Origin of the sequence: Streptomyces fuscichromogenes, assembly GCF_014645815.1 — a bacterium.
In the GTDB taxonomy this organism is placed as follows: domain Bacteria; phylum Actinomycetota; class Actinomycetes; order Streptomycetales; family Streptomycetaceae; genus Streptomyces; species Streptomyces fuscichromogenes.
On record NZ_BMML01000004.1, the window covers coordinates 278,589 to 304,569 of the forward strand.

The following is a 25,981-nucleotide window of genomic DNA, read 5'->3' on the forward strand; positions in this document are numbered from 1 at the left end:
ATTCTCCGGCCACCCGTCCTCGGCCACCACCCCTCGGCCATCGACGCGACAGGAAGAGAAGGCACCGCCATGACCACCGCCATGACCAACGCCGTTTCCACCCCCCGCACCATCGTGGACCTGCTGTGCGACGCCGCCCGGAACCACGACGCGTCCGGACTGCGCTACCCGCGGACCGCGACCGACACCGACGCGCTCTTCCAGAGCTATCCCGAACTCCTCGACGCGGCCCGCTCCGTGCTCGGCGGCCTGCGCGAACGCGGGCTCGCCGCCGGGGACAAGGCCGTCCTGCTGCTGGAGCGTCCGCAGGAATTCCTCGCCGCGTTCTGGGCCTGCCAGCTGGGCGGCTTCGTGCCCTGCCCGATGGCCGCGCTCGGCGGCGACCCGGAGCGCTGGTCCGCCCAGCTCGCCCACGTCGACACCCTCCTCGACCACCCGCTGCTCGTCACCAGCGCGACCCTCGCCGCCGAACTCCCGCGCACCGAGGGCCTGTCGGTCGTCCCCCTGGAGGAGCTGTACGCGGCCCCCGCCGACGTCCTCCACGAGGCCGACCCCAAGGACACCGCCGTCCTAGTGCTGACCTCAGGCTCCACCGGCAACTCCAAGGCCGTGATGCTCTCGCACGGCAACCTGCTCGCCGCCATGTCCGGCAAGAACGGCTACCACCGGCTGACCGCCGCCGACACCAGCCTCAACTGGGTCTCCTTCGACCATGTCGCCGCCCTGCTGGAGTGCCATCTGCTGCCGCTGTCCACCGGCAGCACCCAGGTGCACGTCGAGGCACCCGTCGTCCTCCAGGAGCCGCTCAACTTCCTGCGGCTCATATCCGGCTTCGGCGTCACCATGACCTTCACCCCCAACTTCCTTCTCGGGCTGCTCAATCCGCAGGCCGACCGGCTCGCGGAGGAGGACGGCGACGGCCTCGACCTGTCCCGGCTGCGGCACATCATCAGCGGCGGCGAGGCCGTGGTCCGCACCACCGGCGAGACCTTCCTGGCCCGCTTCGCCCGCCACGGCCTGCGCCCCGACGCCCTCTGGCCCGCCTTCGGCATGTCCGAGACCTGCGCCGGCAGCATCTACTCCACCGAGTTCCCGGCCGCCGACCAGGGCCAGGAGTTCGCCAACCTGGGCCGGCCCGTCGAGGGACTGCGGATCCGGATCGCCGACGAGGAGGACCACCACGAGCTCGGTCCGGGCGAGGTGGGCGAACTCCAGCTCAACGGCCCCATGATCACAGCCGGTTACCACAACGACGAACAGGCCACCCAGGACGCCTTCACCCCCGACGGCTGGTTCCGCAGCGGCGACCTCGGCCGCCTCGACGAGGGCCGGCTCACCCTCGTCGGACGCAGCAAGGACAGCGTCATCGTCAACGGCGTCAACTACTTCAGCCACGACATCGAGTCGGTCCTCGAAGGCCTCGACGACGTGGCCCGCTCCTATGTCGCCGCCTTCCCGACCCGCGCCCCCGGCAGCGACACCGAGCAACTCGTCATCGCCTTCCACCCGGAGTGCGCCGACGGCGACGAACTCGCCCTGTACCGGGTGCTGACCGCCGTCCGCAGCAGCGTCGTCATGCACTGGGGCTTCCGGCCCGCCCTCGTCCTGCCGCTGCCCGTGGCGGCGTTCCCCAAGACCAGCCTCGGCAAGATCCAGCGCTCCCTCATGCGCAAGCGCCTGGAGGCGGGCGCCTACGACGAGGTCCGTACCGCCGTCGACGACCTGGTGCTGCGCCGGCTCGGCGGCTACCACGCGCCCGAGGGCGGCACCGAGACGGTCCTCGCCGGCATCTACGCCGAGATGTTCGACACCGACCCGGAGAAGCTGAGCGCCACCGCCAACTTCTTCGACCTGGGCGGCACCTCGCTGGACATCCTGCGGCTGCGCTCCCTGGTCGCCCAGCGCCTGGGCGCCGCCGACCTCCAGATCATCACCGTCCTGCGGGCCCCGACCGTCCGCGCCCTCGCCGCCCACCTCGACGGCGCCGCGCACGGCGGGCAGGAGTACGACCCGATCGTCCCCATGCAGGCGAGCGGTGACAAGACCCCGCTGTTCTGCGTCCACCCGGGCGTCGGCGAGGTCCTCGTCTTCGTCAACCTCGCCAAGTACTTCGTCGGCGACCGCCCCTTCTACGCCCTGCGCGCCCGCGGCTTCAACCCCGGCGAGACGCCTTTCGGCAGCTTCGCCGAGATGGTCGACACATACGTCCGGGCCATCCGCGAACGGCAGCCGCACGGTCCCTACGCCGTCGCCGGGTACTCCTACGGCGGAGCCGTCGCCTTCGAGATCGCCAAGGTGCTCCAGGACCAGGGCGAACGCGTCGACTTCGTCGGCAGCTTCAACCTGCCCCCGCACATCAAGTACCGCATGGAGGAACTGGACTTCGTCGAGACGGCCGCCAACCTCGCCTTCTTCCTGGAACTGATCGACAAGAAGCAGTCCCTCGAACTCCCGGCGCAACTGCGCGACCTGCCCAGGGACGAGCAGCTGGCGTACTTCGTCGACCACGCGCCCGAGGGCCGGCTCGCCGAACTCGACCTGACCTTCGAGAAGTTCAAGGCCTGGGCCGAACTCGCCGACGGCCTCACCGACCTGGGCCGCAGCTACGCCCCCGGCGGCAAGGTCCGCTCGATGAGCGTCTTCTACGCCATCCCGCTGCGCGGCACCAAGCAGGACTGGCTCGACAACGAGCTGCGCCGCTGGGACGAGCACACCACCGAGGCCAACCGCTACCTCGACGTGCCCGGCGAGCACTACACCCTGATGGGCCCGCGGCACGTGGCCGCCTTCCAGTCCATCCTCCGCAAGGAACTCGACCGCGCCCTCGGCGACGCCTGACCACAGGGAGAGAATCAGTGAACGGCAAGAAGATCCTGGTCACCGGTGCCACCGGACAGGTCGCCGGACCGGTGGCCAAGGCCCTGGCCCAGGACAACGAGGTCTGGGCGCTCGGCCGCTTCGGCACCCCCGGCGCCGAGGACGACCTCACCCGGCACGGCGTGCGCACCTTCCGCTGGGACATGGACGACACCGGTGACGGCACCCTCATGGGCCTGCCCGAGGACTTCACCCACGTCTTCCACTCGGCGGTGCGACGCGGCGAGGACGGCGACTTCAACGCGGCCGTCGAGGTCAACTCGGTGGCCGCCGGGCGCCTGATGACGCACTGCCGTACCGCCGAGGCGTTCCTGTACGTGTCCACGGGCGCCCTCTACGCCCGGCAGACCCTCGACCACAAGTACACCGAGACCGATCCCCTGGACGGCAGGGCCGACTGGCTGCCCGCCTACCCGGTGGGCAAGATCGCCGCGGAGGGCACGGTCCGCGCCTTCGCGCGGACCCTCGGCCTGCCCACCGTCATCGCCCGCCTCAACATCGCCTACGGGCCCGGCGGTTACGGCGGTGTCCCGATGCTCTACCTCAAGCGGATGCTGGCCGGCGAGCCGCTCCCGGTCCCCGTCGAGGGCCAGAACTGGTGCTCCCTGCTGTACACCGACGACCTCGTGGAGCAGGTCCCGTACCTGTGGAAGGCGGCGAGCGTGCCGGTGACCCTCACCAACTGGGGCGGCGACGAACCGGTCGGCATCACCGACTGCGTCCGGTACCTGGAGGAGCTGACCGGGGTCGAGGCGCACCTCGTGCCGAGCGAGGTCACCCGGGAGACCTACCAGTTCGACCCGACCCTGCGCCGCTCCCTCACCGGCCCGTGCAAGGTCACCTGGCGCGAGGGCATCCGACGGACCGTGGCCGCGCTGTATCCCGAGCACCTCAAGGACTGAGAAGGACATGACCGAGAAGACCGCCGAGAACACCGTCGAGAGCACCGCCGACCCGCTCGCCCCGGTCCACGCCGCCTACGCCGCCTTCGCCACCCGGGACGTGGGCGCGCTGCTCGACGCCTTCCACCCGGACATCGAGTGGGTGCACCCCGACGGCATGGCGCGGTACGGCCTCGGCGGCACCAAGCACGGGCACACGGGCGTCAAGGAGTTCCTGGCCCGGGTGCCGGCCGTGCTGGGCGGGATGCGGCTGCACCCCGAGGAGTTCGTCCGGGAGGGGAACCGGGTGGTCGTCTTCGGCCACCGGGACGTCGTCTCCCTCTCCGGCCACACCGAGACCCTGCCGTTCGTGCACTCCTGGGTGCTGCGCGACGGGCGTGCGGTCCGGATGGAGGACATCTTCGACACCGTCGCCTTCCACCGCGTCATCGAGAGCTGAGCGAGCCGCCGGCGCCCTGGTTCCGGGCCAGCTCGGCCGCGGCCTCCCGCACGGCCGGCAGCAGCGCCGCCACCTGCGGGCTGCGGACGGCTCCCTCCCGCACCACGAGGGTGATACGGCGGGTCAGTTCGGGCCCGGCCGGGGTGATCCGGGCGACCGGAAGTCCCGGCCGGCTCGGCACCAGGTCGGGTACCAGCGCCACGCCCCAGCCCAGCGAGACCAGCCCGAACACGGCCTGCATGTCCCCGATGTCGGAGACGATGTCGGGCACGAACCCGGCCCCGGCGCAGGCGTGCAGGGCGAGCCGGCCGAGTCGCGAGGTCCGGTCGAGCAGCCACGGGTCCTCGGCGAACTCCTCCAGGCGGCACGGGTGTTCGCTGCCGGCCAGCGGATGCCCCGGGGCGGTGATCAGCCGGACGCGGTCGCTGAGCACCTCCTCCTCGTACAACCCGGGCACCCCGGGTTCGGGCACCCGTGGATAGCCGGTGGCCAGGACGGCGTCGAGGCGGCCCAGCCGCACCGTCTGCCGCCCCTGGTCCGGGGCCACCCCGTGCAGGGTGATACGCAGCCGCGGATGCTCCTCGCGCAGCCGGCTCAGCGCCGGCACCAGCAGCGCGGGCCCCTCGTGCAACGGGACACCCACCCGCAGTTCGCCGCCGATCTCCCCGTCTCCGGCCAGCAACTGAGCTTCCGCAGCCTCCAGTTGGTTAACGATCTGGTCCGTGTGCGCCACCAGCAGCCGCCCGGCCGGGGTGAGTTCGGCCCGCTTGCTGCCCCGGTCCAGCAGTGCGGTACCGGTCTCCGACTCCAGGGCGGAGAGCTGCTGGGAGACCGCGGAGCGGGTGTAGTTCAGGGCCTGCGCCGCCGCGGCGATGGACCCCCGGGCGCCGACCTCACGCAGCAGAACCAGTTTCCGTACGTCCAGCACCGTCATCCTCGCTAACGCTTCCGGTTACGAACTGCCACGGCAGATTACGGGACATCGCCCCGACCGGGACTTTCAATGAATCACAGTCCGATGTGAACGACCTGATCAGACAGGGGTTTTCCGCCATGGCCACACTGCTCCACCTCGACTCCAGCCCACGCGTGGGCTCGGTCTCCCGGCAGATCTCGGGCGAGTTCGCCGAGGCCTGGCGCAAGGCCAACCCCGAGGGCAGCTACATCTACCGCGACCTCGCTGTCGGCCCGGTTCCGCATGTCGACAACGCCCAGATCGAGGTGATGCACCGCCTGGAGAAGGAGGGCGTACGCGATCTCGCTGCGGCCCGCGACGCGGCCGTCACGCCTCAGGAGCAGGCGAGTTGGGCGATCACTTGGCCGCTGATAGAGGAACTCCTGGCCGCCGACACCATTCTGCTCGGGGTGCCGATGTACAACTTCTCGGTGCCCTCGACCTTCAAGGCGTGGTTCGACCGGGTGCTGATCGCCCCGCTCATCGCCGATCCGGCCACCGGCCAGGGCCCGCTGTCCGGCAGGAAGGTCGTGGTGGCCTCGGCGCGCGGCGGTGCATACGGTCCCGGCACGCCCCGCCATGACTGCGACCACCAGGAGCCGTACCTGCGGGCCGCCCTCGGCATGGTCGGCCTCGCCGACGACCTCACGTTCCTGCACGCCGAACTGACCAAGTCGGCGCACGTACCCCGGCTCGCCCAGTTCAAGGAGGCGGCGGCGTCGTCGTACCAGCGGGCGCTGGAGGGCGCCCGCACCCACGCCGTTTCCTGAACGCGGCTACTTCAACGGGAAGTTGCGGTCGAAGACGTTCTCCGGGTCGTACCGGTCCTTCAGGGCGCGCAGCCGGGACAGGGCCGGCTCGGGGAACGCCTCGGCCAGCACGTCCGGGGTACGGCGGGTGTCGAAGCTGAGGTACATGCCGTCCAGGTGCGGGGCGAGCCGTGCCCAGTGCGTGTCGAGCCCGCTCTCCAGCTCCGGGAGGGTCGCGGACATCAGCGAGAAGTTCTGCGTGCGGTGGGCGTAGGCGGTGGCCGTGGCCGCCACGTCGTTGACCGCCCCGCCCACCGAACGGAACTGCTGCATCAGCACCTGCCCCGACTCCAGCGCGTCCGCGACCGCCCGCGCCGCCCCTGCGGTGAGACGGTCGAGCAGGCCGGAACGGGTGGCGCCGAGTTGCTGCTGCGCGTGGTGCGCGACGCCGCTCACCGGCACCAGCGCCGAGTAGGGCGCGAGCACCGCCCGCTGCTGGACCAGCGGGCCGACGCCGAGCAGCGGGGTCAGGGCCCGCTCGGCGGCGCCGTGTTCCGCGCTCCCCGCGTACACGGCGGAGACATGGGCCAGGTGCGGCCGGCCCGGCCCGCCTGGCATGAACGTCAGGAAGCTGGTCAGCTCGCGCTCCGCCGCCACCAGCACCGCACCCCACGCCTCGATCAGCGACGCCGCGTCGTCCACGTCGAAGACCAGGTTGGCGAAGACCACGTCGCCGGTCTCGCAGGCCTCCAGCTCCACGGCGGTGACGACCCCGAAGTTCCCGCCGGCCCCGCGCACCGCCCAGAACAGGTCGGGCTCCCGCTCGGCATCCGTCCGTACGAACCTGCCGTCGGCCAGGACGAGTTCGACCGCCGTCACATGGTCGACGGTCAGCCCGTGCAGCCGTGCCAGCCAGCCCATGCCGCCCGCCGTGACCAGGCCGCCCACCCCCACGTCCCCGGTGTCCCCGGAGCTGACGGCCAGCCCGTGCGGAGCGAGGACCTGCGCCACCCGCCCCCAGCGGGCGCCCGCCCCGACCCGTATCCGCCGCCGGGTCCGGTCCAGCACCCGCACCTCGTCCAGACGGGACAGGTCGACGACGGCACCGCCGTCGTTGGTGGAACGGCCGCTGATGCCGTGCCCGCCGCTGCGCACCGACACCGTCGAGCCGAGCGAGCGCGCGTACCCCAGCGCCTCGGCGGTCTGCCCGGCGTCCTCGGGCAGCAGGACGGCGGCGGGCGCGCCGCGGTGCACATAGGCGTGCCGTAACCGCTCGTACCGCGCATCCCCCGGCACCACGATCCGCCCGGCCAGGGCCGACGGAACCGGCGGGACCGCTGGGACCGGCGGGACCGGCGAGACCGGCGAGACCGGCGAGACCGGCGGGAGTATGGACGTCATGACAGGGAGTTCCCTTCCTCGGCTTCGGCTTCGGCTTCGGTCCCGGCTCCGGCTTCGGCTTCGGCTCCGGTTTCGCCGAGCGGCTCCAGCGCGCACCGCAGGCTTCGTGCCAGGTAGCGGACCAGCCGCTCCGGCGTCATCTCCGCCACCGGCCCGCTGCGCAGCACGTACCGGCTGAAGGCCACCCCGATGAGGTGCGCGCCGAGCAGGTCGATGCGTTCGTCGGCGTCGGGTCCGGTCAGCACCGTGCGATAGGCCTCCGTGCTGCTCTGCCGCATCGCCGTGTACAGGGCGGTCGCGGCGCTCTCGTCGGAGGCGGCGCTGCGGATCAGCGCCAGGAACGGATCGCCGCTGTCGGCGCGCTCCATGCGCTCGACGAAGGCCCGCGCGATCCTCTCCGGCAGCGTCCCGGGCGGTCCGGGCACCAGTTCCGGCAGGTCCCGGGTGCCGGGCACGGCGGCCAGGAACAGCTGCTCCTTGGAGCCGAAGTGCCGCATCACCAGGCCGTGGGTGACTCCGGCGCGGGCGGCGATCTCCCGGATGGTGGCCCGTGCGTATCCCCGCTCGGCGAACGCGGCGCGGGCCGCGTCGAGGATCGCTCCGCGATGCGCCTCCGGCGCCCGCACCCGCTTGCGGGACGGGGGACCGCTGCTGGACGTCATGGTCACGAGCCCTAATGTACATCTGGTCATTAGCGTGTTCCACGGGACCACGGATCCCCCCGGTACCTGCCGGACCGGGCGCCCGGCGCCTGCGCGACCGGTAAAACCAGTGGTCACAGCGGGGCGGACCGGGAAGACTCGGACGTGTGTTCCTGACGATCTCCACGAGCGGCACCGCCGCCTCCCCGGCCACCGACCTCGGGTTCCTGCTGCACAAGCACCCCGACAACGCGCAGACCTTCACCACCTCGCACGGCATCGCGCACGTCTTCTACCCGGAGGCGGACGCCGAGCGCTGCACGGCGGCGCTGCTCCTGGAGGTGGACGCGGTGGCGCTGGTCCGGCGCGGCAAGGGCAAGGGGCGCGGCGGAGCACCCGACGCGGCCCTCGCGCAGTACGTCAACGACCGCCCGTACGCGGCCTCCTCGCTGCTCGCCGTGGCGATCGGCAACGTCTTCTCCAGCGCGATGCGCGGCGTCTGCAGGGCCCGCCCCGAAGCCCCGGCGCGGCCACGGCCGTTGCGGATCGAGGTGCCCGCGCTGCCCGCCCGCGGCGGCGCCGACCTCGTACGCCACCTCTTCGAGCCGCTCGGCTGGACGGTGACGGCCGAACCGGTCGCCCTGGACGCAGAGTTCCCGGAGTGGGGCGAGTCGCGGTACGTCGGACTGGTCCTGGAGTCCGAGGCGCTGACCCTCTCCGAGGCGCTGCGCCACCTCTACGTCCTGCTCCCCGTGCTCGACGACGCCAAGCACTACTGGGTCTCCTCCGAGGAGGTCGACAAGCTGCTGCGGGCCGGCGAGGGCTGGCTGCCCGGCCACCCCGAGCAGAAGCTCATCACCAGCCGCTACCTCTCCCGCCGCTGGTCGCTGACCCGGCAGGCGATGGAGCGGCTGGAGCTGGTACGGCTCGCCGAGACCGACGACAGCGAGGTCGAGGAGATCGACAACGCCGTCGAGGACGAGACCGAGACGGAGGAGAAGCCGACCCCGCTCGCCGTACGGCGCCGGGAGGCGATCCTCGACGCGCTGCGGCGTGCCGGTGCCGCCCGGATCCTCGACCTCGGCTGCGGCCAGGGCCAGTTGGTGCAGGCGCTGCTGAAGGACCCGTCGGTCACCGAGATCGTCGGCGTCGACGTGTCGATGCGGGCACTCACCATCGCCTCCCGGCGGCTCAGGCTGGACCGGATGGGGGAGCGGCAGGCGTCCCGCGTCACGCTCGTCCAGGGCTCGCTGGCCTACACCGACCGGCGGCTCAAGGGGTACGACGCGGCCGTGCTCAGCGAGGTGATCGAGCACCTCGACCTCCCGCGGCTGCCCGCCCTGGAGTACGCCGTGTTCGGTGCCGCCCGCCCGCGCACGGTCCTCGTCACCACCCCGAACGTCGAGTACAACGTCCGCTGGGAGAGCCTGCCCGCCGGACACGTCCGGCACGGCGACCACCGCTTCGAGTGGACCCGCGAGGAGTTCCGCGCCTGGGCCCACCGGGTCGCCGAACTCCACGGCTACCAGGTCGAGTTCACCCCTGTCGGAGCGGACGACCCCGAGGTCGGCCCACCCACCCAGATGGCCACGTTCACACTGTCCGCGAAGGAGGCGGAGGCGGCATGACCGAGACACGGCACACCGGACGGGTCCTCCCCGTCACCGACCTCTCCCTGGTCGTCCTCGTCGGCGCCTCCGGCTCCGGCAAGTCCACCTTCGCGCACCGGCACTTCAGGCCGACCGAGATCATCTCCTCCGACTTCTGCCGCGGGCTGGTCTCCGACGACGAGAACGACCAGGGCGCGACCAGAGACGCCTTCGACGTCCTGCACTACATCGCGGGCAAGCGGCTGGCCGCCGGCCGCCGCACGGTCGTGGACGCGACCAGCGTGCAGCAGGAGTCCCGGCGCCAGCTGATCGACCTGGCCAAGCGGTACGACGTGCTGCCCATCGCCGTCGTCCTCGACGTGCCCGAGGAGGTGTGCGCCGAACGCAACGCGGCCCGCAGCGACCGCGCCGACATGCCGCGCCGGGTGATCCAGCGCCACATCCGCGAACTGAGGCGTTCCATCAGGCACCTGGAGCGCGAGGGCTTCCGCAAGGTGCACATCCTGCGCGGTGTCGAGGAGATCGACTCGGCGACCGTCGTCACCGAGAAGCGGTTCAACGACCTGACCCACCTCACCGGACCCTTCGACATCGTCGGCGACATCCACGGCTGCGCGAGCGAACTGGAGTCCCTGCTGTCCCGGTTGGGCTACCAGGACGGCGTCCACCCGCAGGGCCGTACCGCGGTCTTCGTCGGCGACCTCGTCGACCGCGGCCCGGACAGCCCCGGTGTGCTGCGCCGGGTGATGTCGATGGTCGGGTCGGGCAACGCCCTGTGCGTGCCCGGCAACCACGAGAACAAGTACGGCCGTTACCTCAAGGGCCGCAAGGTCCAGCACACCCACGGACTCGCCGAGACCATCGAGCAGATGGACGACGAGAGCGAGGACTTCAAGGCGCAGGTAAGGGAGTTCATCGACGGGCTGGTCAGCCACTACGTCCTCGACGGCGGGAAGCTGGTCGTCTGCCACGCCGGGCTGCCCGAGAAGTACCACGGCCGCACCTCCGGCCGGGTCCGCTCGCACGCCCTGTACGGGGACACCACCGGCGAGACCGACGAGTTCGGCCTGCCCGTGCGCTACCCGTGGGCCGAGGACTACCGGGGCCGCGCGGCCGTCGTCTACGGCCACACCCCGGTCCCGGAGGCCAGCTGGGTCAACAACACCATCTGCCTCGACACCGGTGCCGTCTTCGGCGGCAAGCTCACCGCGCTGCGCTGGCCGGAGCGGGAGCTGGTCGACGTACCGGCCGAGCGGGTCTGGTACGAGCCGGCCCGTCCGCTGCGCGCGGAGGCGCCCGGCGGACACGACGGGCGGCCGCTGGACCTGGCGGACGTCCAGGGCCGCCGGGTCGTGGAGACCCGGTACCAGGGCCGGGTCGCGGTCCGTGAGGAGAACGCGGCGGCCGCCCTGGAGGTGATGAGCCGCTTCGCGATCGACCCGCGCCTGCTGCCGTACCTGCCACCGACCATGGCCCCGACGGCCACCAGCCATGTCGAGGGCTACCTGGAGCACCCCGCGGAGGCCTTCGCCCAGTACGCGGCGGACGGTGTCGCCCGGGTCGTGTGCGAGGAGAAGCACATGGGCTCGCGGGCGGTGGCGCTGGTGTGCCGGGACACGGACGTCGCGCACAAGCGCTTCGGCGTCCCGCCCGGCCCGACCGGCTCCCTCTACACCCGCACCGGGCGGCCGTTCTTCGCCGACGCGTCGGTGACCGAGGAGATCCTCGGCCGGATCCGGGCCTCCGTCGACGCGGCCGGCCTGTGGGACGAACTCGGCACCGACTGGCTCCTGCTGGACGCCGAGCTGCTGCCCTGGTCGCTCAAGGCCTCCGGCCTGCTGCGCACCCAGTACGCGGCCGTGGGCGCCGCCTCCGGCGCGGTCTTCCCGGGTGTGCTGGCCGCCCTGGAGGGCGCGGCGGCACGCGGCGTCGACGTCACCGACCTGTTCGCCCGGCAGCGTGAACGCGCCGCCGACGCGGCCGCGTTCACCGACGCCTACCGTCGCTACTGCTGGCCCACCGAGGGCCTGGACGGGGTGCGCCTGGCCCCGTTCCAGATCCTCGCGGTCCAGGGCCGCAGCCTCGCCGCGCTTCCGCACGACGAACAACTCGCGCTCCTGGACCGGCTGGTGGAGCACGACCCGACGGGTCTCCTGCAGACCACCCGCCGCCTGCACGTCGACACCGGCGACCCGGAGTCGGTACGGGCCGGTGTCGACTGGTGGCTGGAGATGACCGGCCGGGGCGGCGAGGGCATGGTCGTCAAACCGGCCGGCGCGGTGGTCCGCGACCCGCAGGGCCGACTGGTCCAGCCCGGCATCAAGTGCCGGGGCCGGGAGTACCTGCGGATCATCTACGGCCCTGAGTACACCCGCCCCGACAACCTCACCCGCCTGCGCGGCCGCTTCCTCAACCACAAGCGGTCCCTGGCGATCCGCGAGTACGCCCTCGGCCTGGAGGCCCTGGACCGCCTCGCGGACGGCGAACCGCTGTGGCGCGTGCACGAGGCGGTCTTCGGCGTCCTGGCCCTGGAGTCGGAGCCGGTGGACCCGCGGCTGTGAGCGGCGGCCGCGGCCGGCCGGTCAGCCGACCAGCCGCAGCCGTCGCGCGCACGCCCCCACTCGGACCGTCTGACCCCAGGTGAGTTCCAGGGCGTCGGTCTCGATGCCGTCGCCGAAGACGATCAGGCGGTCCGACTCGACCGTGAGGGTCAGTGCCGCCGAGGCCGTCAGCTCGCCGGCGACCAGGGAGGTCCCGGTCGCCGGCGAGGGCCAGGCCTCCCGGACGAACCAGAGGAGGCGGTCCTCCGTGGGGGCGGGCAGCGGCAGCCGGGCGCCGCGCTCCTGCCACACCGAGCGCAGCCAGCCGGTGGCCCCGGTGCCGGTGCCCACCAGCACCCCGGAGGAGGCCTGGGCCTCGACGACACCCCCGTCGTTCTCGAGGCCCAGGCGGTATCGGGCGGTCTGATGACCGGCGGTACCCAGGTAGATCTCGTTGAGCGCCACGAGCCGCTGCGTGTCGTCGGCGACCGCCTCGACCATCGTCAGCTCCTCGGCACCCGTGGCCGCGGCGGCGCCCGCGGCCGACGCCAGCAGTACGGCCGCCCGCTCCGGCCGGTGCCGTACCAGGACCCCCGGGTTGCGGCCCGGGTCGGTGTCGATCCCGATCACCGGCTGACCGTCGAGGTACTTGGCCACGTTCGCCACCAGCCCGTCCTGGCCGACCACCACGACCACGTCCTCGGGCGCGAACAGGAAGCGGTCCAGGTCGGCCCGCTCCACCCGGGCCTGGCGCCAGGTCAGCGGCACCGCCGCGGTCACCTCGGCGAGCGCCCGCCGGCCGCGCCGGTGCCGCTCGGCGACCTCGGCCATGTCCCGGCCCCGGGAGGCGAGGAAGAAGGCGGCCTGGCCGTGCGTGCCGTGCCGGGCCACCAACTCCTCGTACTCGGTGGTCCGGTGCACGAGCACGGCCCGCGGCGCGAGACTCACTCCCGCTCCCCGGCACCCAGCCTGGCGAGCAGCCCCGTCAGCACGTCCGGCGACACGGTCACGCTGTCGATGCGCGGCAGGTTCTCCGCGAGCCGGGTGCCGGTGAGGGCGTGCAGCGTGGCCACGTCCACCTCGCCGTGCACCCGCAGCCAGGCCGCCTGCGCCGCGGCCCGCGCCTCGCCGACCTCCCGCGCTCCCGCGGCCTCGGCCCGCGCGAGCGTGACCGACCGGGCCGCCTCCGCCTCGCCCAGCTTCACCGACCGGGCCGCCTCCGCCTCCGCCAGCCGTACCGTGCGTGCCGCCTCCGCCGCCGCGCGCACCGCGTCCGCCGCCGCGTGCTCCTCGGCCTCCCGGCGCGCGTTGGTGCCCCGCTGGTCGACCAACTGCTCCTCGCGGCGCGCGAGTTCGATCTGGCTGGCCAGTTCGTTCTCGGCGATCGCGCGCTCCCGCTCGACGGCCACCGCACGCCGCTCGTAGGTCGCCCGGTCGGCCTCCTGCTGGATCTGCTCGCGGGCCGGGGTGCGCAGCGCCCGCTCCACCTCGGGCTCCGGCCGCAGTGCCATCACCCGGACGGCCACCACCTCGATGCCGGTCGCGGGAAGGCGGGGCTCCGCACCGAGCCCGGCCGCGACCCGCTCCCGGACCGCGGCGGTCCCGTCGACCAGCGCCTCCGACAGCGGGGTGCCGGCCAGCACGTCCAGCGCGTGCTGCTGGGCCGTCTCGGTGAGCAGCGTGCCCAGCTGTTCCAGCGGGGTGCCACGCCAGACACCCGTGTCCGGGTCGATCGAGAAGTCGAGGCGGGCGGCCGCCACCGTCGGGTCCCCGATGCGATAGGTGACCGTCGCCTGCACCGCCACGTCCTGGAAGTCGGCCGTACGGGCATGGAAGGTCATCGCCAGCTCGCGGTCGTCGACCGGTACCTCGGAGATCGCCGCGGTGAGCGCGCGGAACCAGAAGCTGAGCCCCGGCCCGTCGTGCAGCAGCTGCCCGCCCCGGTGGTGTCTGACGTACGCCGTCGGAGCCCCGCGCAGATGGCGCCAGCCCAGACGCCGGGTGATGTCGGCCATCGAATCCGCCCCCTCGTCTTTAGTGTCATGATGACCATAATCCCGGAGTCTGATTGTCGTCAAGAGGACGAGAAGAAGAGGTGGTCAGAACAAGAATCGGCCGAGCGGGGGGTGAAGGCGGTCCGCGATGGTCAGGATGGAGGCATGGGATTCCATGTCGACTCCGAGGCCGGGCGGCTGCGCCGCGTCATCCTGCACCGGCCGGATCTGGAGCTCAAAAGGCTCACCCCCAGCAACAAGGACGCCCTTCTCTTCGACGACGTCCTCTGGGTGCGCCGGGCGCGGGCCGAGCACGACGGGTTCGCCGACGTGCTGCGCGACCGCGGGGTCGCCGTCCATCTCTTCGGCGACCTGCTCGAAGAGGTGCTGGGTGTCCCGGCCGCCCGCACCCTCGTCCTGGACCGTGTCTTCGACGAGAAGGAGTACGGCCCGCTCGCCACCGACCACCTGCGCACCGCCTTCGAGGCGCTGCCCGCGCGCGAGCTGGCCGAGGCACTGGTCGGCGGTATGACCAAGCGGGAGTTCCTGGCCGCGCACGAGGAGCCCACCTCGGTCCGCTTCCATGTCATGGACCTCGACGACTTCCTCCTCGAACCGCTCCCCAACCACCTCTTCACCCGTGACACCTCCGCCTGGGTCTACGACGGGGTCTCCATCAACGCCATGCGCTGGCCCGCCCGGCAGCGCGAGACCGTGCACTTCGAGGCGATCTACCGGCACCACCCGCTGTTCCGCGGCGAGACGTTCCACGTGTGGTCCGAGGGGCAGGCCGCCTACCCCTCCACCATCGAGGGCGGCGACGTCCTGGTGATCGGCAACGGCGCGGTCCTGATCGGCATGAGCGAGCGCACCACCCCGCAGGCCGTCGAGATGCTCGCGCACAAGCTGTTCGAGGCCGGCTCGGCGCAGACCATCGTCGCCCTGGACATGCCGAAGCGGCGCGCCTTCATGCATCTCGACACCGTGATGACGATGGTCGACGGCGGCACCTTCACCCAGTACGCCGGGCTCGGCATGCTCCGCTCGTACACCATCGAACCGGGCACCGGCGAGAAGGAGCTCAAGGTCACCGACCATCCGCCGGAGCACATGCACCGGGCGATCGCCGCCGCCCTCGGCCTCAGTGAGATCCGGGTCCTGACCGCCACCCAGGACGTGCACGCGGCCGAGCGCGAACAGTGGGACGACGGCTGCAACGTCCTCGCCGTCGAACCCGGTGTCGTCGTCGCCTACGAGCGCAACGCCACCACCAACACCCATCTGCGCCGACAGGGCATCGAGGTGATCGAGATCCCGGGCAGCGAACTGGGGCGGGGAAGGGGCGGCCCGCGGTGCATGAGCTGCCCGGTGGAGCGGGACGCGGTGTGATCATCGGGTGTGATTCATCTGGCTGTATAGAAATGTGGAGCATCGTATAGACTTCCAAAGTCCCCGAAGCTGATCCCTACCGCTGGAGCGCCCTCATGGCGACTGTCCCGACCGCCCTCGCCGGCCGCCACTTCCTCAAGGAGCTGGACTTCACCCAGGAGGAGTTCCGCGGGCTGGTCGAGCTGGCCGCCGAGCTGAAGGCGGCCAAGAAGGCCGGGGCCGAGCCGCAGTACCTGCGGGGCAGGAACATCGCGCTGGTCTTCGAGAAGACCTCCACCCGCACCCGCTGCGCCTTCGAGGTCGCCGCCGCGGACCAGGGCGCCGCCACCACCTACCTCGACCCGGCCGGCTCCCAGCTCGGCCACAAGGAGTCGGTGAAGGACACCGCCCGGGTCCTCGGCCGGATGTACGACGCGATCGAGTACCGCGGGCACGGCCAGGGCGTCGTCGAGGAACTGGCCGCGTTCGCCGGGGTGCCCGTGTACAACGGCCTCACCGACGAGTGGCACCCCACCCAGATGCTCGCCGACGTGCTCACCATGACCGAGCACAGCGACAAGCCGCTCGACGCCATCGCCTTCGCCTACCTCGGCGACGCCCGCTACAACATGGGCAACTCCTACCTGGTCACCGGCGCCCTGCTCGGCATGGACGTCCGGATCGTCGCGCCCCGGCTGCTGTGGCCGGACGACACCATCGTCGAGCTGGCCCAGCAGCTCGCCGGCGCGTCCGGCGCCCGGATCACGCTCACCGAGGACGTGAAGGAGGGGGTGCGGGGCGCCGACTTCGTCGCCACCGACGTCTGGGTGTCGATGGGCGAGCCCAAGGAGGTCTGGGACGAGCGCATCGCGCTGCTCGGCCCCTACGCCGTCACCATGGACGTGCTGCGCGCCACCGGCAACGCCGACGTCAAGTTCCTGCACTGCCTGCCGGCCTTCCACGACCTCGGCACCGTCGTCGGCCGCGAGATCCACGAGCGGCACGGGCTGACCGAGCTGGAGGTCACCGACGAGGTGTTCGAGTCCGAGCACTCGGTCGTCTTCGACGAGGCCGAGAACAGGATGCACACCATCAAGGCGGTCCTGGTGGCCACCCTCGCCTGATTTCCTTCCGGCGGCCCGACACCACCCCACCCCACGCCACCCCACCCCACGCCGCGCCGCGGCCGACACCGCGACCGGACCCGGATCGCACCCGCACCACCAGATACGAGCACCACCCGCATACTTCGCTCCAAGTCCCCGCACCTGCTGGTCGCCGAATCCGGCGCCGACCTCGCGGGCCCCGGCCTCCGCCGCGCGATCCTCGTCTGCATGGCCGTCGGCACCCTGCCGTACTGCGCGGTCGCGCTGTCGGCGATCGGCGGCGGCGTGATCGCCTTCGGCGCGGTCGTCGCCATCGCCTCGGTCGTCCTCATGTCCATGTCCCGGGACGGACTGATCCCGCGCGTCTTCGAGAAGGTCTCCCCGAGGACCGCCACCCCGGTGGCCGGCCCCCTGATCGTCGCGGCTGTCCTCGCGCTCCCGGCGGCCTTCGCCTCGCTGGACGCGGTGATGAACCTGTGCACCGTCGGCACTCTCGCGATCATGGCCGTGGTGAACATCGCGGTGATCGCCCTGCGCCGTCGCGAACCGGCCCTCGCCCGCGCCTTCCGGGTACCGCTCTACCCGGTGGTCCCCCTGCTGGGCGTCGGTTTCTGCCTCTACCTCAGGTACGAGACCGGGTGGACGACCTGCATCCAGTTCGCCGTCTTCCTGGCCGTGGGCCTGCTGGTCTGCGTCGGCTGCGGGCGCCGGAACTCCACGCCGGCCACCGCTGCCGTGACTACGCCGGGCGCCACTGACGCGGTACCACAGGAAGCCTGAACCACACCGCCTTGCCGGACTCGGTCGGGCGGTGTCCGCAGGACGAGCTGAGGGCGCGGATCAGCAGCAGGCCCCGCCCGCCCTCCTGCATGGGGTCGGGCTCCTCGATCACCGGACGGGTGAGATGACCGGGCGGCGCCGGATCCGGGTCGTGCACCTCGACCTTGCAGCCCCCCGGCAGCAGCTCGACGACCAGCTCTATCGGCCCCTTGCCCGCGGTGTGCTCCACCGCGTTGGCGACCAGTTCCGCCGTGAGCAGTTCGGCGGTGTCGGTGTCCGCCGGGTGGTCCGTCTCCTCCATCGCCGAGCGCACCAGGGCACGGGCGACCGGCACGGCCGCGACGGTGTGCGGCAGCGCGATACGCCAGGAGGCGGCGGAGGAGGGTGGTTCGTACACGGCGATTCCGTTCATGGCGCAGGCGATCACTGCTTGTCCTGCTTTCAACTGTAGGAATGGTACGGGTCCCGGGCCGGAACCCGTCGGCGGGTCCCGGGCCGGACCTTCGTCCCGGTAACGGGCTGCTTACCCCGGTCGGTGGGCCGTTTCGCACGCGCGCCCGCACTGTTACCGCCTTATTGACACGCCGTGACCTTGTGACCGTCCGTCGGGCACGCGAAGGAGCCCCCGGCACGTGCCGGGGGCTCCTTCGGTGCGGGTGGGGATCAGCCGAACTCGACCATCCCCGCGGTCAGCGTCGCGCCGTCCGCCGGGTCGATCAGGATGAACGCGCCGGTACGGCGGGAGACCGCGTAGGCGTCCAGCGGCAGCGGCTCGGCGCTGCGCAGGGTGATCCGGCCCAGGTCGTTGGCGGTCAGCCGGGCGGCGCCCGCCAGGTCCCGGACGATCGCCTTGACGGTCCGGGTGGCGTGCCTGAGCAGCACCCGGTCGCCGACCCTGAGCGGCCGGTCGGCCAGATGGCAGACGGCCGCCGTCACGTCCTGGGTGAGCACGGGCGCCTCCGGCCCCGCGGTGATCATGTCGCCGCGCGAGACGTCCCGCTGGTCGGCCAGCCGCACCCCGATGGACTGCGGGGCATGCGCCGCTCGGACCTCGGTGCCGAGCACGTCGATCGCCGTGATCTCGGAGGTCTCCCCGGACGGGTGCACGGTGACCCGGTCGCCGACCCGCAGCGAGCCGGAGACCAGCTGGCCCGCGTAGTGCCGGATGTCACCGTGCCGGATGACGTACTGGACCGGGAAGCGGGCCGGCGCGTCGGCCGGGTCCGCGGCCACCGGGACGCTCTCCAGGAACTCCAGGAGCGCCGGGCCGCCGTACCAGTCCATGTGCGTGGAACGGTCCACGACGTTGTCGCCCACCAGCGCCGACACCGGGATCGCGGTGACCTCGGGGAGCCCCAGCTCGGCGGTCTGGGCGGTGAAGTCGGCGACGATCCGCTCGAACCCGGCCCGCTCGTAGCCGACCAGGTCCATCTTGTTGACGGCGAGGACGACGTGCGGGACGCGCAGCAGGGCGGCCACCGCCGCGTGCCGCCGGGTCTGCTCGACGACCCCGTTGCGGGCGTCGACCAGGATGATCGCCAGTTCGGCGGTGGAGGCGCCGGTGACCATGTTCCGGGTGTACTGCACATGGCCCGGGGTGTCGGCGAGGATGAACCGCCGCCTGGCCGTGGCGAAGTAGCGGTAGGCCACGTCGATGGTGATGCCCTGCTCGCGCTCGGCGCGCAGGCCGTCGGTGAGCAGGGCCAGGTCGGGGGCGTCCTTGCCGCGGCTGAGGGATGCCTGCTCGACGGCCTCCAGCTGGTCGGCGAGGACCGACTTGGAGTCGTGCAGGAGCCGTCCGACGAGGGTGGACTTGCCGTCGTCGACGGAGCCCGCGGTCGCGAACCGCAGGGTGTCGATGGTCGTGCTCATGGTTAGAAGTACCCCTCGCGCTTGCGGTCTTCCATCGCGGCCTCGGAGAGCTTGTCGTCGGCCCGGGTGGCGCCGCGTTCGGTGAGCCGGGAGGCGGCGATCTCGGCGATCACCTTCTCGATGCTGTCGGCGTCGGAGTCGACCGCGCCGGTGCAGGACATGTCGCCGACGGTCCGGTAGCGCACCTGGCGCTTCGCCACGCTCTCGCCGTCCCTGGGGCCGCCCCACTCGCCGGCGGTCAGCCACATCCCGCCCCGCTGGAACACCTCGCGGTGATGGGCGAAGTAGATCTGCGGGAGGTCGATGTCCTCGCGGGCGATGTACTGCCAGACGTCCAGCTCGGTCCAGTTGGACAGGGGGAAGACGCGGACGTGCTCGCCGGGGGCGTGCCGGCCGTTGTAGAGGTTCCACAGTTCGGGGCGCTGGCGGCGCGGGTCCCACTGCGAGAACTCGTCGCGCAGCGAGAACACCCGCTCCTTGGCGCGGGCCTTCTCCTCGTCGCGGCGGCCGCCGCCGAAGACGGCGTCGAACTTCTCGCTCTGGATCTTCTCGGTGAGCGGCACGGTCTGGAGGGGGTTGCGGGTGCCGTCGGGGCGTTCGCGCAGCACACCGCGGTCGATGTAGTCCTGTACGGAGGCCACATGGAGGCGCAGGCCATGTGCGGTCACCACACGGTCGCGGTACTCCAGGACCTCGGGGAAGTTGTGTCCGGTGTCCACGTGCAGGAGGGAGAAGGGGATCGCCGCGGGGGCGAACGCCTTCAGCGCGAGGTGCAGCATGACGATGGAGTCCTTGCCGCCGGAGAACAGGATCACCGGTCGTTCGAACTCGCCCGCCACCTCGCGGAAGATGTGGACCGCCTCGGACTCCAGCGCGTCCAGGTGGGACAGCGTGAAGGTGCTCATGCCAGCCCCCGCTCCACCAGCAGCGCGTGCACCGCGTCGGCGGACTGCTGCGGGGTCTGCTCCTGGGTGGGCAGCACCAGCGCCGGGTCGGCGGGCGGCTCGTAGGGGTCGTCGACGCCGGTCAGCCCGGTCAGCTCACCCGCGGCCTGCCTGGCGTACAGACCCTTCACGTCCCGCTCGCTGCACACCTCGACCGGGGTCGCCACGTGTACTTCCAGATACGGTGTCCCGCTCTTCTCGTGCCGTGCCCGCACCGCCTCGCGGCTGTCGGCGTAGGGGGCGATGACGGGGACGACGGAGAGCACGCCGTTGCGCGCGAGCACCTCGGAGACCAGGCCGATGCGCTGCACGTTGGTGTTGCGGTCCGCCCGGGAGAAACCGAGGCCGGCCGAGAGGAAACGGCGTATCTCGTCGCCGTCGAGAACCTCCACGCGATGTCCCTCGGCCTTGAGCCGGTCGCCGAGGAGGCGCGCGATCGTCGTCTTGCCCGCGCTCGGCAGTCCCGTCAGCCAGACCGTGGCTCCCTGAGCCCTTGGCGTGGTGGTCATGCGCAACAGACCTCTTCCTTACCTACTCGTCAAACTCGCGAACGACCCGTCGAAGAGTAGGTAAGAAGTCTGAGAGGAGTGGTTAAGGAACCTGAGGTTTAACTGAGTGACTCCTGGTACGCAAGAGGTCACAGACTCCTGCAATGAACATTTCACAGAGGGCCGCCGGCCTGTTCACAGTCCGTTTCCCGGGGCCGCTTCACGGAGCCGTTCCGCGGCGCCGCTCACAGACCGACGAAGGTGCCCCCGGCCTCCCGCAGCCGTTCGTGCAGTGCGCGGAAGACGGCCGCCGAGCGGGTGCCCGGCCAGTCGGCGGGCAGCAGGCTCGTCGGCAGCCCGGGGTCGGTGTACGGCAGATGGCGCCAGGAGTCGAGGGCGCACAGATAGTCGCGGTAGGCGTCCTCGGCCGGGGTGTCCGCGCGGTGTTCCCAGCCGCGCAGTACCGGCTCGTGGGCGTCGAGGAACTGTTCGTGCGCCTTGGCGATCGCCGTCAGGTCCCACCAGCGGGCGACCGCCTCGGTGGTGGGCGCGAAGCCCAGGTGGTCCCCCCGGAAGAAGTCCACGTACGGGTCGAGGCCGAGCCGGCTGAGGGTGTGCCGGGTCTCCTCGAACAGCGGGGCGGGGGCGATCCACACGCCCGGCGCGGCGGTGCCGAAGCCGAGTCCGGCCAGTCGGGAGCGCAGCACGTGCCGCTTCTGCCGCTCCGACTCGGGCACCGAGAACACCGCGAGCACCCAGCCCTCGTCCTCCGGCGGTGCGTCCGCGTACACCCGGCGGTCACCGTCATCGAGCAACTGCCGTGCCTCCGCGGAGAGTTCGTATCCGGCGGCGCCCTGAGCGGTACGGGCCGGCACCAGCAGCCCGCGCCGTTTCAGCCGGGACACCGACGAGCGTACGGAGGGGGCGTCCACGCCCACGGCGGCCAGCAGCCGGATCAGCTCGGCGACGGGCACCGGGCCGGGCAGGAAGCGGCCGTACGCGCCGTAGAGCGTGACGATCAGGGACCTCGGGGCGTGTTGCTCGGGCACGTTGATCATTTTAGGTCCCCGGCATCGCTGCTGGTCACCTTCGGTGCGCGGCTGAACGTGAGTCAGGATTCCGACGCCCGCCGCGGGGGCCCGCTGCCGGTGACCGGTGACCGGTGGCCGGTACCTGGGCCCGGTGTCGGTTCAGGCGGCGACGGCGAGCCGGTCGGCCGGGCCGCGGTGCGGCGGGACCACGCTGCCGTCGGCGTGCAGCTCGCCCGTGTCGTCGAAGACGATCGCCCCGTCGCACAGCAGGGTCCAGCCCTGCTCGGGGTGGGCGGCGACGATGTGCGCCAGGCCGCGGTCGGCCGTCGCGCTGGGGGACTGGTGGGAACACATGGCGCACCTCCACGGGGCTGCCTCCGGCACGGTCGCCGACCGGCATGTCCAGACCATGCTCCTCCCGTGAACGCCCGGGAACCCCATGCCGCGACCTGTGACAACACGCGGACAACTCCCGGACGCGGCCACGACGGTCGCCGCGGCTCCGGGACGGGGCCGGGCGGCAGTCCCGGCGCGGCGGGACGCGCCACCGAAGGGGTGACGATCACGCCCGCGGGCCCGGCCGCCCGGTATCCAGGGCATACCCCCACCTCACGTTCCGGGAAGGAAGCCATGCCCGTACGCCCCCTCCTCGCCGCGGCCCTGTGTTCCGCGGCCCTGCTGTGCGCCGCCGTCGCCCCGGCGACCGCCGCGCCCGCGACCGCCGGGCCCGGCGAGTCCGTCACCGTCGACCCCACCGGCCGGCTCGCCCCCGACGGCACCGTCACCCTGTCCGGCACCTACACCTGTGCCGGAGGCACGGGGCCGGTGTTCATCAGCTCCTCGCTCAGCCAGGACTCCCCGAACCACCGGCACGGCATCGGCGGCACCCAGGCCGTGTGCGACGGCGCCGAGCACCGCTGGGAGAACACCGGGAAGGTCACCTCGGAGAAGCTGGCGCCCGGCGCGGCCCACGTCGAGGCCACGATCACCGAGCTGAGCCCCTCGGGCGGCCTGCCGCTGCCGTCCTTCCACGCCGTCGACCAACAGGACATCACCCTCACCCGGGCCTGACCCGGACGCGGGCACCGGGCCTGGTGCGGCCGGGCCTGGTGCGGCCTGGCCCCGGTGCGACCGGGGCCCGGTGTGGCGTGGGCCCGGTGCGACCGGGGCCCGGTGTGGCGTGGGCCCGGTGCCGTCGGTGCCGGTCAGCGGGTGAGCAGCTTCCGGAGCGCGCCGGTGACCTCGTCCGGCGCCTCCTCCGCCATGAAGTGCCCGCAGTCCACCGTGCGGTGCTCCAGGTCCGGGGCCCAGGCACGCCACAGCGCCGCCGCGTCGTAGCCGAGGGCGGCACCCCAGTCCTGCTGGAGCACGGTGACCGGCATCCGCAGGACGTTCCCGGCGGCCCGGTCCGTCAGGTCGTGCTCGGCGTCGACACCGGCCGAGGCACGGTAGTCGGCCACGATCGAGGGCACCGCCTCCCGGCAGGCCGCGAGATAGGCGGCACGGACCCCGGCCGGGACGGCCGCGGGGTCGCGGGTCCACAGGTCGAGGAAGTGGCCGAAGAACAGGTCCGGCGCCGCGCCGATCAACTCCTCCGGCAGACCCGGCGGCTGGGCCATCAGGTACAGATGGAAGGCGACGGCGGCGGTGGCCCCGTGCAGCACCTCCCACATGTCCAGGGTGGGCAGGACGTCCAGCAGCGCGAGGTGCGTGACCGCGTCCGGGTGGTCGAGGCCGGCCCGGAAGGCGACCAGCGCGCCCCGGTCGTGCCCGGCCAGCGCGAAGCTCTCGTGACCGAGCGCCCGCGCGAGCGCCACGACGTCGGCGGCCATGGTCCGCTTCGCGTACGACGTCCCGTCCGGGTCGGCCGGCTTGTCGCTGGCGCCGTAGCCGCGCAGGTCGGGGCAGATCACGGTGTGCCCGTCCGCGGCGAGGCCGGCGGCCACGTGCCGCCACATCAGGTGGGTCTGGGGAAAACCGTGCAGCAGGACGACCGGGCTGCCGGTGCCGCCGACGGACGTGTGCAGGGCGACGCCGTCGGCGACCGGGACGCGGTGCTGCTGAAAACCGGGGATGTTCATGCGCCGAGGCTCCCGTGCCCGGATCAGCAGCCGATCAGCGGCGCGTGCGGCACGTACGGTGGGCGGGTGAGGATCGGCCAGGTCGCCTTCGGGGTGCTCGGACCCGTGACGGCCGAGCGGGCAGGTCTCCCGCTCGCGCTGAAGGGTCCCCGGCACCGCGCCGTGCTGGCCCGGCTGATCGTCGCCCGTGGACGCGTGGTGCCCGTCGCCCGGCTGGTCGCCGACCTCTGGGAGGAGCCGCCGCCCGCCGCTGTCGGCGCCGTCCGCACCTTCGTGGGCGATCTGCGGCGGGCCCTCGAACCCGACCGGCCGCCCCGCGCCCCGGCCCGGCTGCTGGTCACCGACGGCCCCGGCTACGCCCTGCGCGCGGAAGCGGTCGACGCCTGGCGGTTCGAACGGGCCGTGGCGGCCGCCGGGCAGCAGGAGTCCGGGCAGGCCGCGCGGCTGCTGGGGGAGGCGCTGGAGCTGTGGCGGGGGCCGGCCTACGCCGACTTCGCGGACGAGGAGTGGTGCCGGGGCGAGCGGGCCCGGCTCGCCGAGCTGCGGCTGCGGGCCGTGGAGCAACGGGCCGAGGCGTTGCTGGCGGCGGGCCGGGCGGCCGAGGCGGTGCCCGATCTGGACGCGCACCTCGCCGGGCACCCGTGGCGCGAGGAGGCCTGGCGGCTGCTGGCGCTCGCCCTCTACCGGACCGGCCGGCAGGGCGACGCCCTCGCGGTGCTGCGCCGGGCCCGCGCGACCCTCGCCGGACAGCTGGGCGTCGACCCGGGCCGGGCGCTGCGCCGGCTGGAGGCCGACGTGCTCGCGCAGGACCCGGGCCTGGACGCCGAACGCGGGGCGGCCGCCCGGGTCTGGTCCCGGGTCGCCGAGGCGTACGACCGTACCGTCGCCGCCGGTGCACAGGCCCGGCTGGAATCGACCGTCGGACTGCTGCGCACCCTCGCGGTGACCGGCTCCGGCGGGCTGGCCGCCGCCCGCGAACACCGGCTCGCGGCGATCACGGCGGCCGAGGAGTCCGGCGACCCGGAACTCACCGCCCGGGTGATCGGCGCCTACGACGTCCCCGCGATCTGGACCCGGTCCGACGACCCGGCGGGGGCCCGCCGCATTGTCGAGGCCGCCGAACGGACGCTGGCCCGCCTCCCCGCCACCCCGGCCCAGGACACGGCCCGCTGCCGGCTGCTCGCCACCGTCGCCCTGGAGTCACGCGGCACCAGGTCCGACCGTGCCGATGCGGCCGCCGCCGAGGCGGAACGCCTGGCCCGCCGTCTCGACGACCCCGCCCTGCTCGCCTTCGCCCTCAACGGCGTCTTCATGCGGTCCTGCACCCGGCCCGGCCTCGCCCCGCGCCGCGACGCCCTGGGCGCCGAACTGGTCGCCCTCGCGGCCCGGCACGGTCTCGTCACCTACGAGGTGCTCGGCCACCTGATCAGGACACAGTCACGCGCGGCGCTCGCCGACTTCACGACGGCCGACGACCACGCGGCGGCGGCCGACCGGCTGGCGGACCGTCATGAACTCCCGCTGGCAAGGGTGTTCACGGCAGGCTACCGAGCGCTGCGGCTGGCGGCGACGGACGGGACGGGACACGGCGGAACAAGGTACGGCGATACGAGGCACGGTGGGACAACGCACGGCGGGACAGAGCACGGCGAGACAGAGCACGGCGGGACACAGCACGGCGGGACACAGCACGCTGCAGGAGGAGCCGATGCCGTCGAGGCCGCCTACCGTGAGGTCGGCGCCGCCTACCGTGAGGTCGGCCGGATGCTCGACGGGTCCGGTATGCCCGGGGTGCGCGACGGGCTGCTTCCCCTGGCGCTGCTCTGCCTCCGCCTGGCGAGGCGGCCGTACGGCATTCGGGACGCCGTCGACCCGGGCGCCGACTGGGGGCCCTACCTCCCCTGGGTCCGGCCCGCGCTCGCCCTCGCCGACGACGACGGAAGGGCAGCCCGCGCCGCGCTGCGCGGGCTGCCCGAGCCTCCTGCCGACCTCGTGCAGGAGGCGCTGTGGTGCGTCGCGGCGGCCGTCGCCCTGGACCTCGGCGACCGTCCGGCCCTGCACCGCTGCCGAGCCGCACTCCGCCCGGCCGCCGGCCAACTCGCGGGCGCGAGCAGCGGCTTGCTGACGGCCGGCCCGGTCGACGGCTGGCTGACGACGATGGAGGAGGCCCTCGGCCAAGCGTGACCCGCGAAGTCGTCTGCGG

At 72.6% G+C, this 25,981-nt stretch carries 22 protein-coding genes and 1 pseudogene; 11 read left to right on the top strand and 12 right to left on the bottom strand.

Features of this window, described 5'->3' with window-relative positions; all coding sequences use genetic code 11:
* Positions 1–69: 69 nt before the first annotated feature.
* The 3 genes from IEZ11_RS10705 to IEZ11_RS10715 are packed head-to-tail and all read left to right on the top strand — an operon-like array spanning position 70 to position 4,218.
* A complete protein-coding gene (locus tag IEZ11_RS10705; RefSeq protein WP_189262430.1) occupies positions 70–2,838 on the top strand; it encodes a non-ribosomal peptide synthetase in 2,769 nt (922 codons plus the stop codon).
* 17 nt (positions 2,839–2,855) lie between these two features.
* Entirely contained in the window at positions 2,856–3,779 is a 924-nt protein-coding gene (locus IEZ11_RS10710) for an NAD-dependent epimerase/dehydratase family protein (RefSeq protein WP_189262431.1), read from the top strand.
* Between the two features lie 7 nt (positions 3,780–3,786).
* Positions 3,787–4,218, top strand: a complete 432-nt coding sequence (locus IEZ11_RS10715) for a nuclear transport factor 2 family protein (RefSeq protein WP_189262432.1) — start codon at positions 3,787–3,789, stop codon at positions 4,216–4,218.
* On the opposite strand, the gene IEZ11_RS10720 is transcribed toward IEZ11_RS10715, so the two are convergent.
* A complete protein-coding gene (locus tag IEZ11_RS10720; protein WP_229712941.1) occupies positions 4,205–5,152 on the bottom strand; it encodes a LysR family transcriptional regulator in 948 nt (315 codons plus the stop codon). The genes IEZ11_RS10715 and IEZ11_RS10720 overlap by 14 nt on opposite strands.
* Positions 5,153–5,271: 119 nt before the next feature.
* Here IEZ11_RS10720 and IEZ11_RS10725 point away from each other — a divergent pair, with 119 nt between their 5' ends.
* Positions 5,272–5,943 carry an FMN-dependent NADH-azoreductase gene (locus tag IEZ11_RS10725; protein ID WP_189262433.1) on the top strand — a complete coding sequence of 224 codons (672 nt, stop codon included), beginning with the start codon at positions 5,272–5,274 and terminating at the stop codon, positions 5,941–5,943.
* A gap of 6 nt (positions 5,944–5,949) precedes the next feature.
* On the opposite strand, the gene IEZ11_RS10730 is transcribed toward IEZ11_RS10725, so the two are convergent.
* On the bottom strand, positions 5,950–7,323 hold the full coding sequence (locus IEZ11_RS10730) for an FAD-binding oxidoreductase (protein WP_189262434.1): 1,374 nt from the start codon (positions 7,321–7,323) through the stop codon (positions 5,950–5,952).
* On the bottom strand, positions 7,320–7,985 hold the full coding sequence (locus IEZ11_RS10735; RefSeq protein WP_189262647.1) for a TetR/AcrR family transcriptional regulator: 666 nt from the start codon (positions 7,983–7,985) through the stop codon (positions 7,320–7,322). Before IEZ11_RS10735 ends, IEZ11_RS10730 begins: the two co-directional genes overlap by 4 nt.
* Before the next feature lie 146 nt (positions 7,986–8,131).
* On the opposite strand from IEZ11_RS10735, the gene IEZ11_RS10740 reads away from it, so the two are divergent.
* Together IEZ11_RS10740 and IEZ11_RS10745 are read left to right on the top strand one after the other, a co-directional pair.
* On the top strand, positions 8,132–9,592 hold the full coding sequence (locus IEZ11_RS10740) for a 3' terminal RNA ribose 2'-O-methyltransferase Hen1 (RefSeq protein ID WP_189262435.1): 1,461 nt from the start codon (positions 8,132–8,134) through the stop codon (positions 9,590–9,592).
* A complete protein-coding gene (locus IEZ11_RS10745) occupies positions 9,589–12,135 on the top strand; it encodes a polynucleotide kinase-phosphatase (RefSeq protein WP_189262436.1) in 2,547 nt (848 codons plus the stop codon). The genes IEZ11_RS10740 and IEZ11_RS10745 overlap by 4 nt, the downstream gene beginning before the upstream one ends.
* Before the next feature lie 21 nt (positions 12,136–12,156).
* Here the strand turns inward: IEZ11_RS10745 and IEZ11_RS10750 are convergent, their stop codons facing one another.
* A complete protein-coding gene (locus IEZ11_RS10750) occupies positions 12,157–13,062 on the bottom strand; it encodes an NAD(+)/NADH kinase (protein WP_189262437.1) in 906 nt (301 codons plus the stop codon).
* Complete coding sequence (locus tag IEZ11_RS10755; protein WP_189262438.1) at positions 13,059–14,129, bottom strand: SPFH domain-containing protein; 1,071 nt, start codon at positions 14,127–14,129, stop codon at positions 13,059–13,061. Before IEZ11_RS10755 ends, IEZ11_RS10750 begins: the two co-directional genes overlap by 4 nt.
* Before the next feature lie 144 nt (positions 14,130–14,273).
* Here IEZ11_RS10755 and IEZ11_RS10760 point away from each other — a divergent pair, with 144 nt between their 5' ends.
* The 3 genes and pseudogenes from IEZ11_RS10760 to IEZ11_RS10770 form a co-directional block, all read left to right on the top strand.
* The gene (locus tag IEZ11_RS10760; RefSeq protein WP_189262439.1) at positions 14,274–15,497 is read left to right on the top strand and encodes an arginine deiminase; all 1,224 of its coding nucleotides are present in this window, start codon (positions 14,274–14,276) and stop codon (positions 15,495–15,497) included.
* A gap of 95 nt (positions 15,498–15,592) precedes the next feature.
* Positions 15,593–16,600 (top strand): ornithine carbamoyltransferase, encoded by a 1,008-nt coding sequence (argF, locus tag IEZ11_RS10765; RefSeq protein ID WP_189262440.1) that lies wholly within the window; start codon positions 15,593–15,595, stop codon positions 16,598–16,600.
* A 195-nt stretch (positions 16,601–16,795) separates the two neighbouring features.
* Positions 16,796–17,362 (top strand): annotated as a pseudogene (locus IEZ11_RS10770) (APC family permease); the annotation flags it as partial.
* Here the strand turns inward: IEZ11_RS10770 and IEZ11_RS10775 are convergent.
* The 6 genes from IEZ11_RS10775 to IEZ11_RS10800 all read right to left on the bottom strand — a co-directional run bounded on the left by IEZ11_RS10775 (position 17,322) and on the right by IEZ11_RS10800 (position 22,051).
* Positions 17,322–17,774, bottom strand: coding sequence for an ATP-binding protein (locus IEZ11_RS10775; protein ID WP_189262441.1), 453 nt, complete (start codon positions 17,772–17,774; stop codon positions 17,322–17,324). The pseudogene IEZ11_RS10770 and the gene IEZ11_RS10775 overlap by 41 nt on opposite strands.
* A 251-nt stretch (positions 17,775–18,025) precedes the next feature.
* Entirely contained in the window at positions 18,026–19,234 is a 1,209-nt protein-coding gene (locus IEZ11_RS10780; protein ID WP_189262442.1) for a sulfate adenylyltransferase subunit 1, read from the bottom strand.
* 2 nt (positions 19,235–19,236) lie between these two features.
* Entirely contained in the window at positions 19,237–20,139 is a 903-nt protein-coding gene (cysD, locus tag IEZ11_RS10785; RefSeq protein ID WP_189262443.1) for a sulfate adenylyltransferase subunit CysD, read from the bottom strand.
* Complete coding sequence (gene cysC, locus IEZ11_RS10790) at positions 20,136–20,687, bottom strand: adenylyl-sulfate kinase (RefSeq protein ID WP_189262444.1); 552 nt, start codon at positions 20,685–20,687, stop codon at positions 20,136–20,138. Before cysC ends, cysD begins: the two co-directional genes overlap by 4 nt.
* A 224-nt stretch (positions 20,688–20,911) precedes the next feature.
* Positions 20,912–21,724 carry a PaaX family transcriptional regulator gene (locus IEZ11_RS10795; protein ID WP_189262445.1) on the bottom strand — a complete coding sequence of 271 codons (813 nt, stop codon included), beginning with the start codon at positions 21,722–21,724 and terminating at the stop codon, positions 20,912–20,914.
* 132 nt (positions 21,725–21,856) lie between these two features.
* Positions 21,857–22,051 (bottom strand): DUF5999 family protein, encoded by a 195-nt coding sequence (locus IEZ11_RS10800; RefSeq protein WP_189262446.1) that lies wholly within the window; start codon positions 22,049–22,051, stop codon positions 21,857–21,859.
* A gap of 276 nt (positions 22,052–22,327) precedes the next feature.
* On the opposite strand from IEZ11_RS10800, the gene IEZ11_RS10805 reads away from it, so the two are divergent.
* Positions 22,328–22,768 (top strand): DUF6299 family protein, encoded by a 441-nt coding sequence (locus tag IEZ11_RS10805; protein WP_189262447.1) that lies wholly within the window; start codon positions 22,328–22,330, stop codon positions 22,766–22,768.
* 134 nt (positions 22,769–22,902) lie between these two features.
* Here IEZ11_RS10805 and IEZ11_RS10810 read toward each other — a convergent pair whose 3' ends face one another.
* Complete coding sequence (locus tag IEZ11_RS10810; protein WP_189262448.1) at positions 22,903–23,778, bottom strand: alpha/beta fold hydrolase; 876 nt, start codon at positions 23,776–23,778, stop codon at positions 22,903–22,905.
* Positions 23,779–23,850: 72 nt separating this feature from the next.
* Between IEZ11_RS10810 and IEZ11_RS10815 the strand changes: the two genes are divergently transcribed.
* Positions 23,851–25,962, top strand: a complete 2,112-nt coding sequence (locus tag IEZ11_RS10815) for an AfsR/SARP family transcriptional regulator (RefSeq protein WP_189262648.1) — start codon at positions 23,851–23,853, stop codon at positions 25,960–25,962.
* Positions 25,963–25,981: the final 19 nt, after the last annotated feature.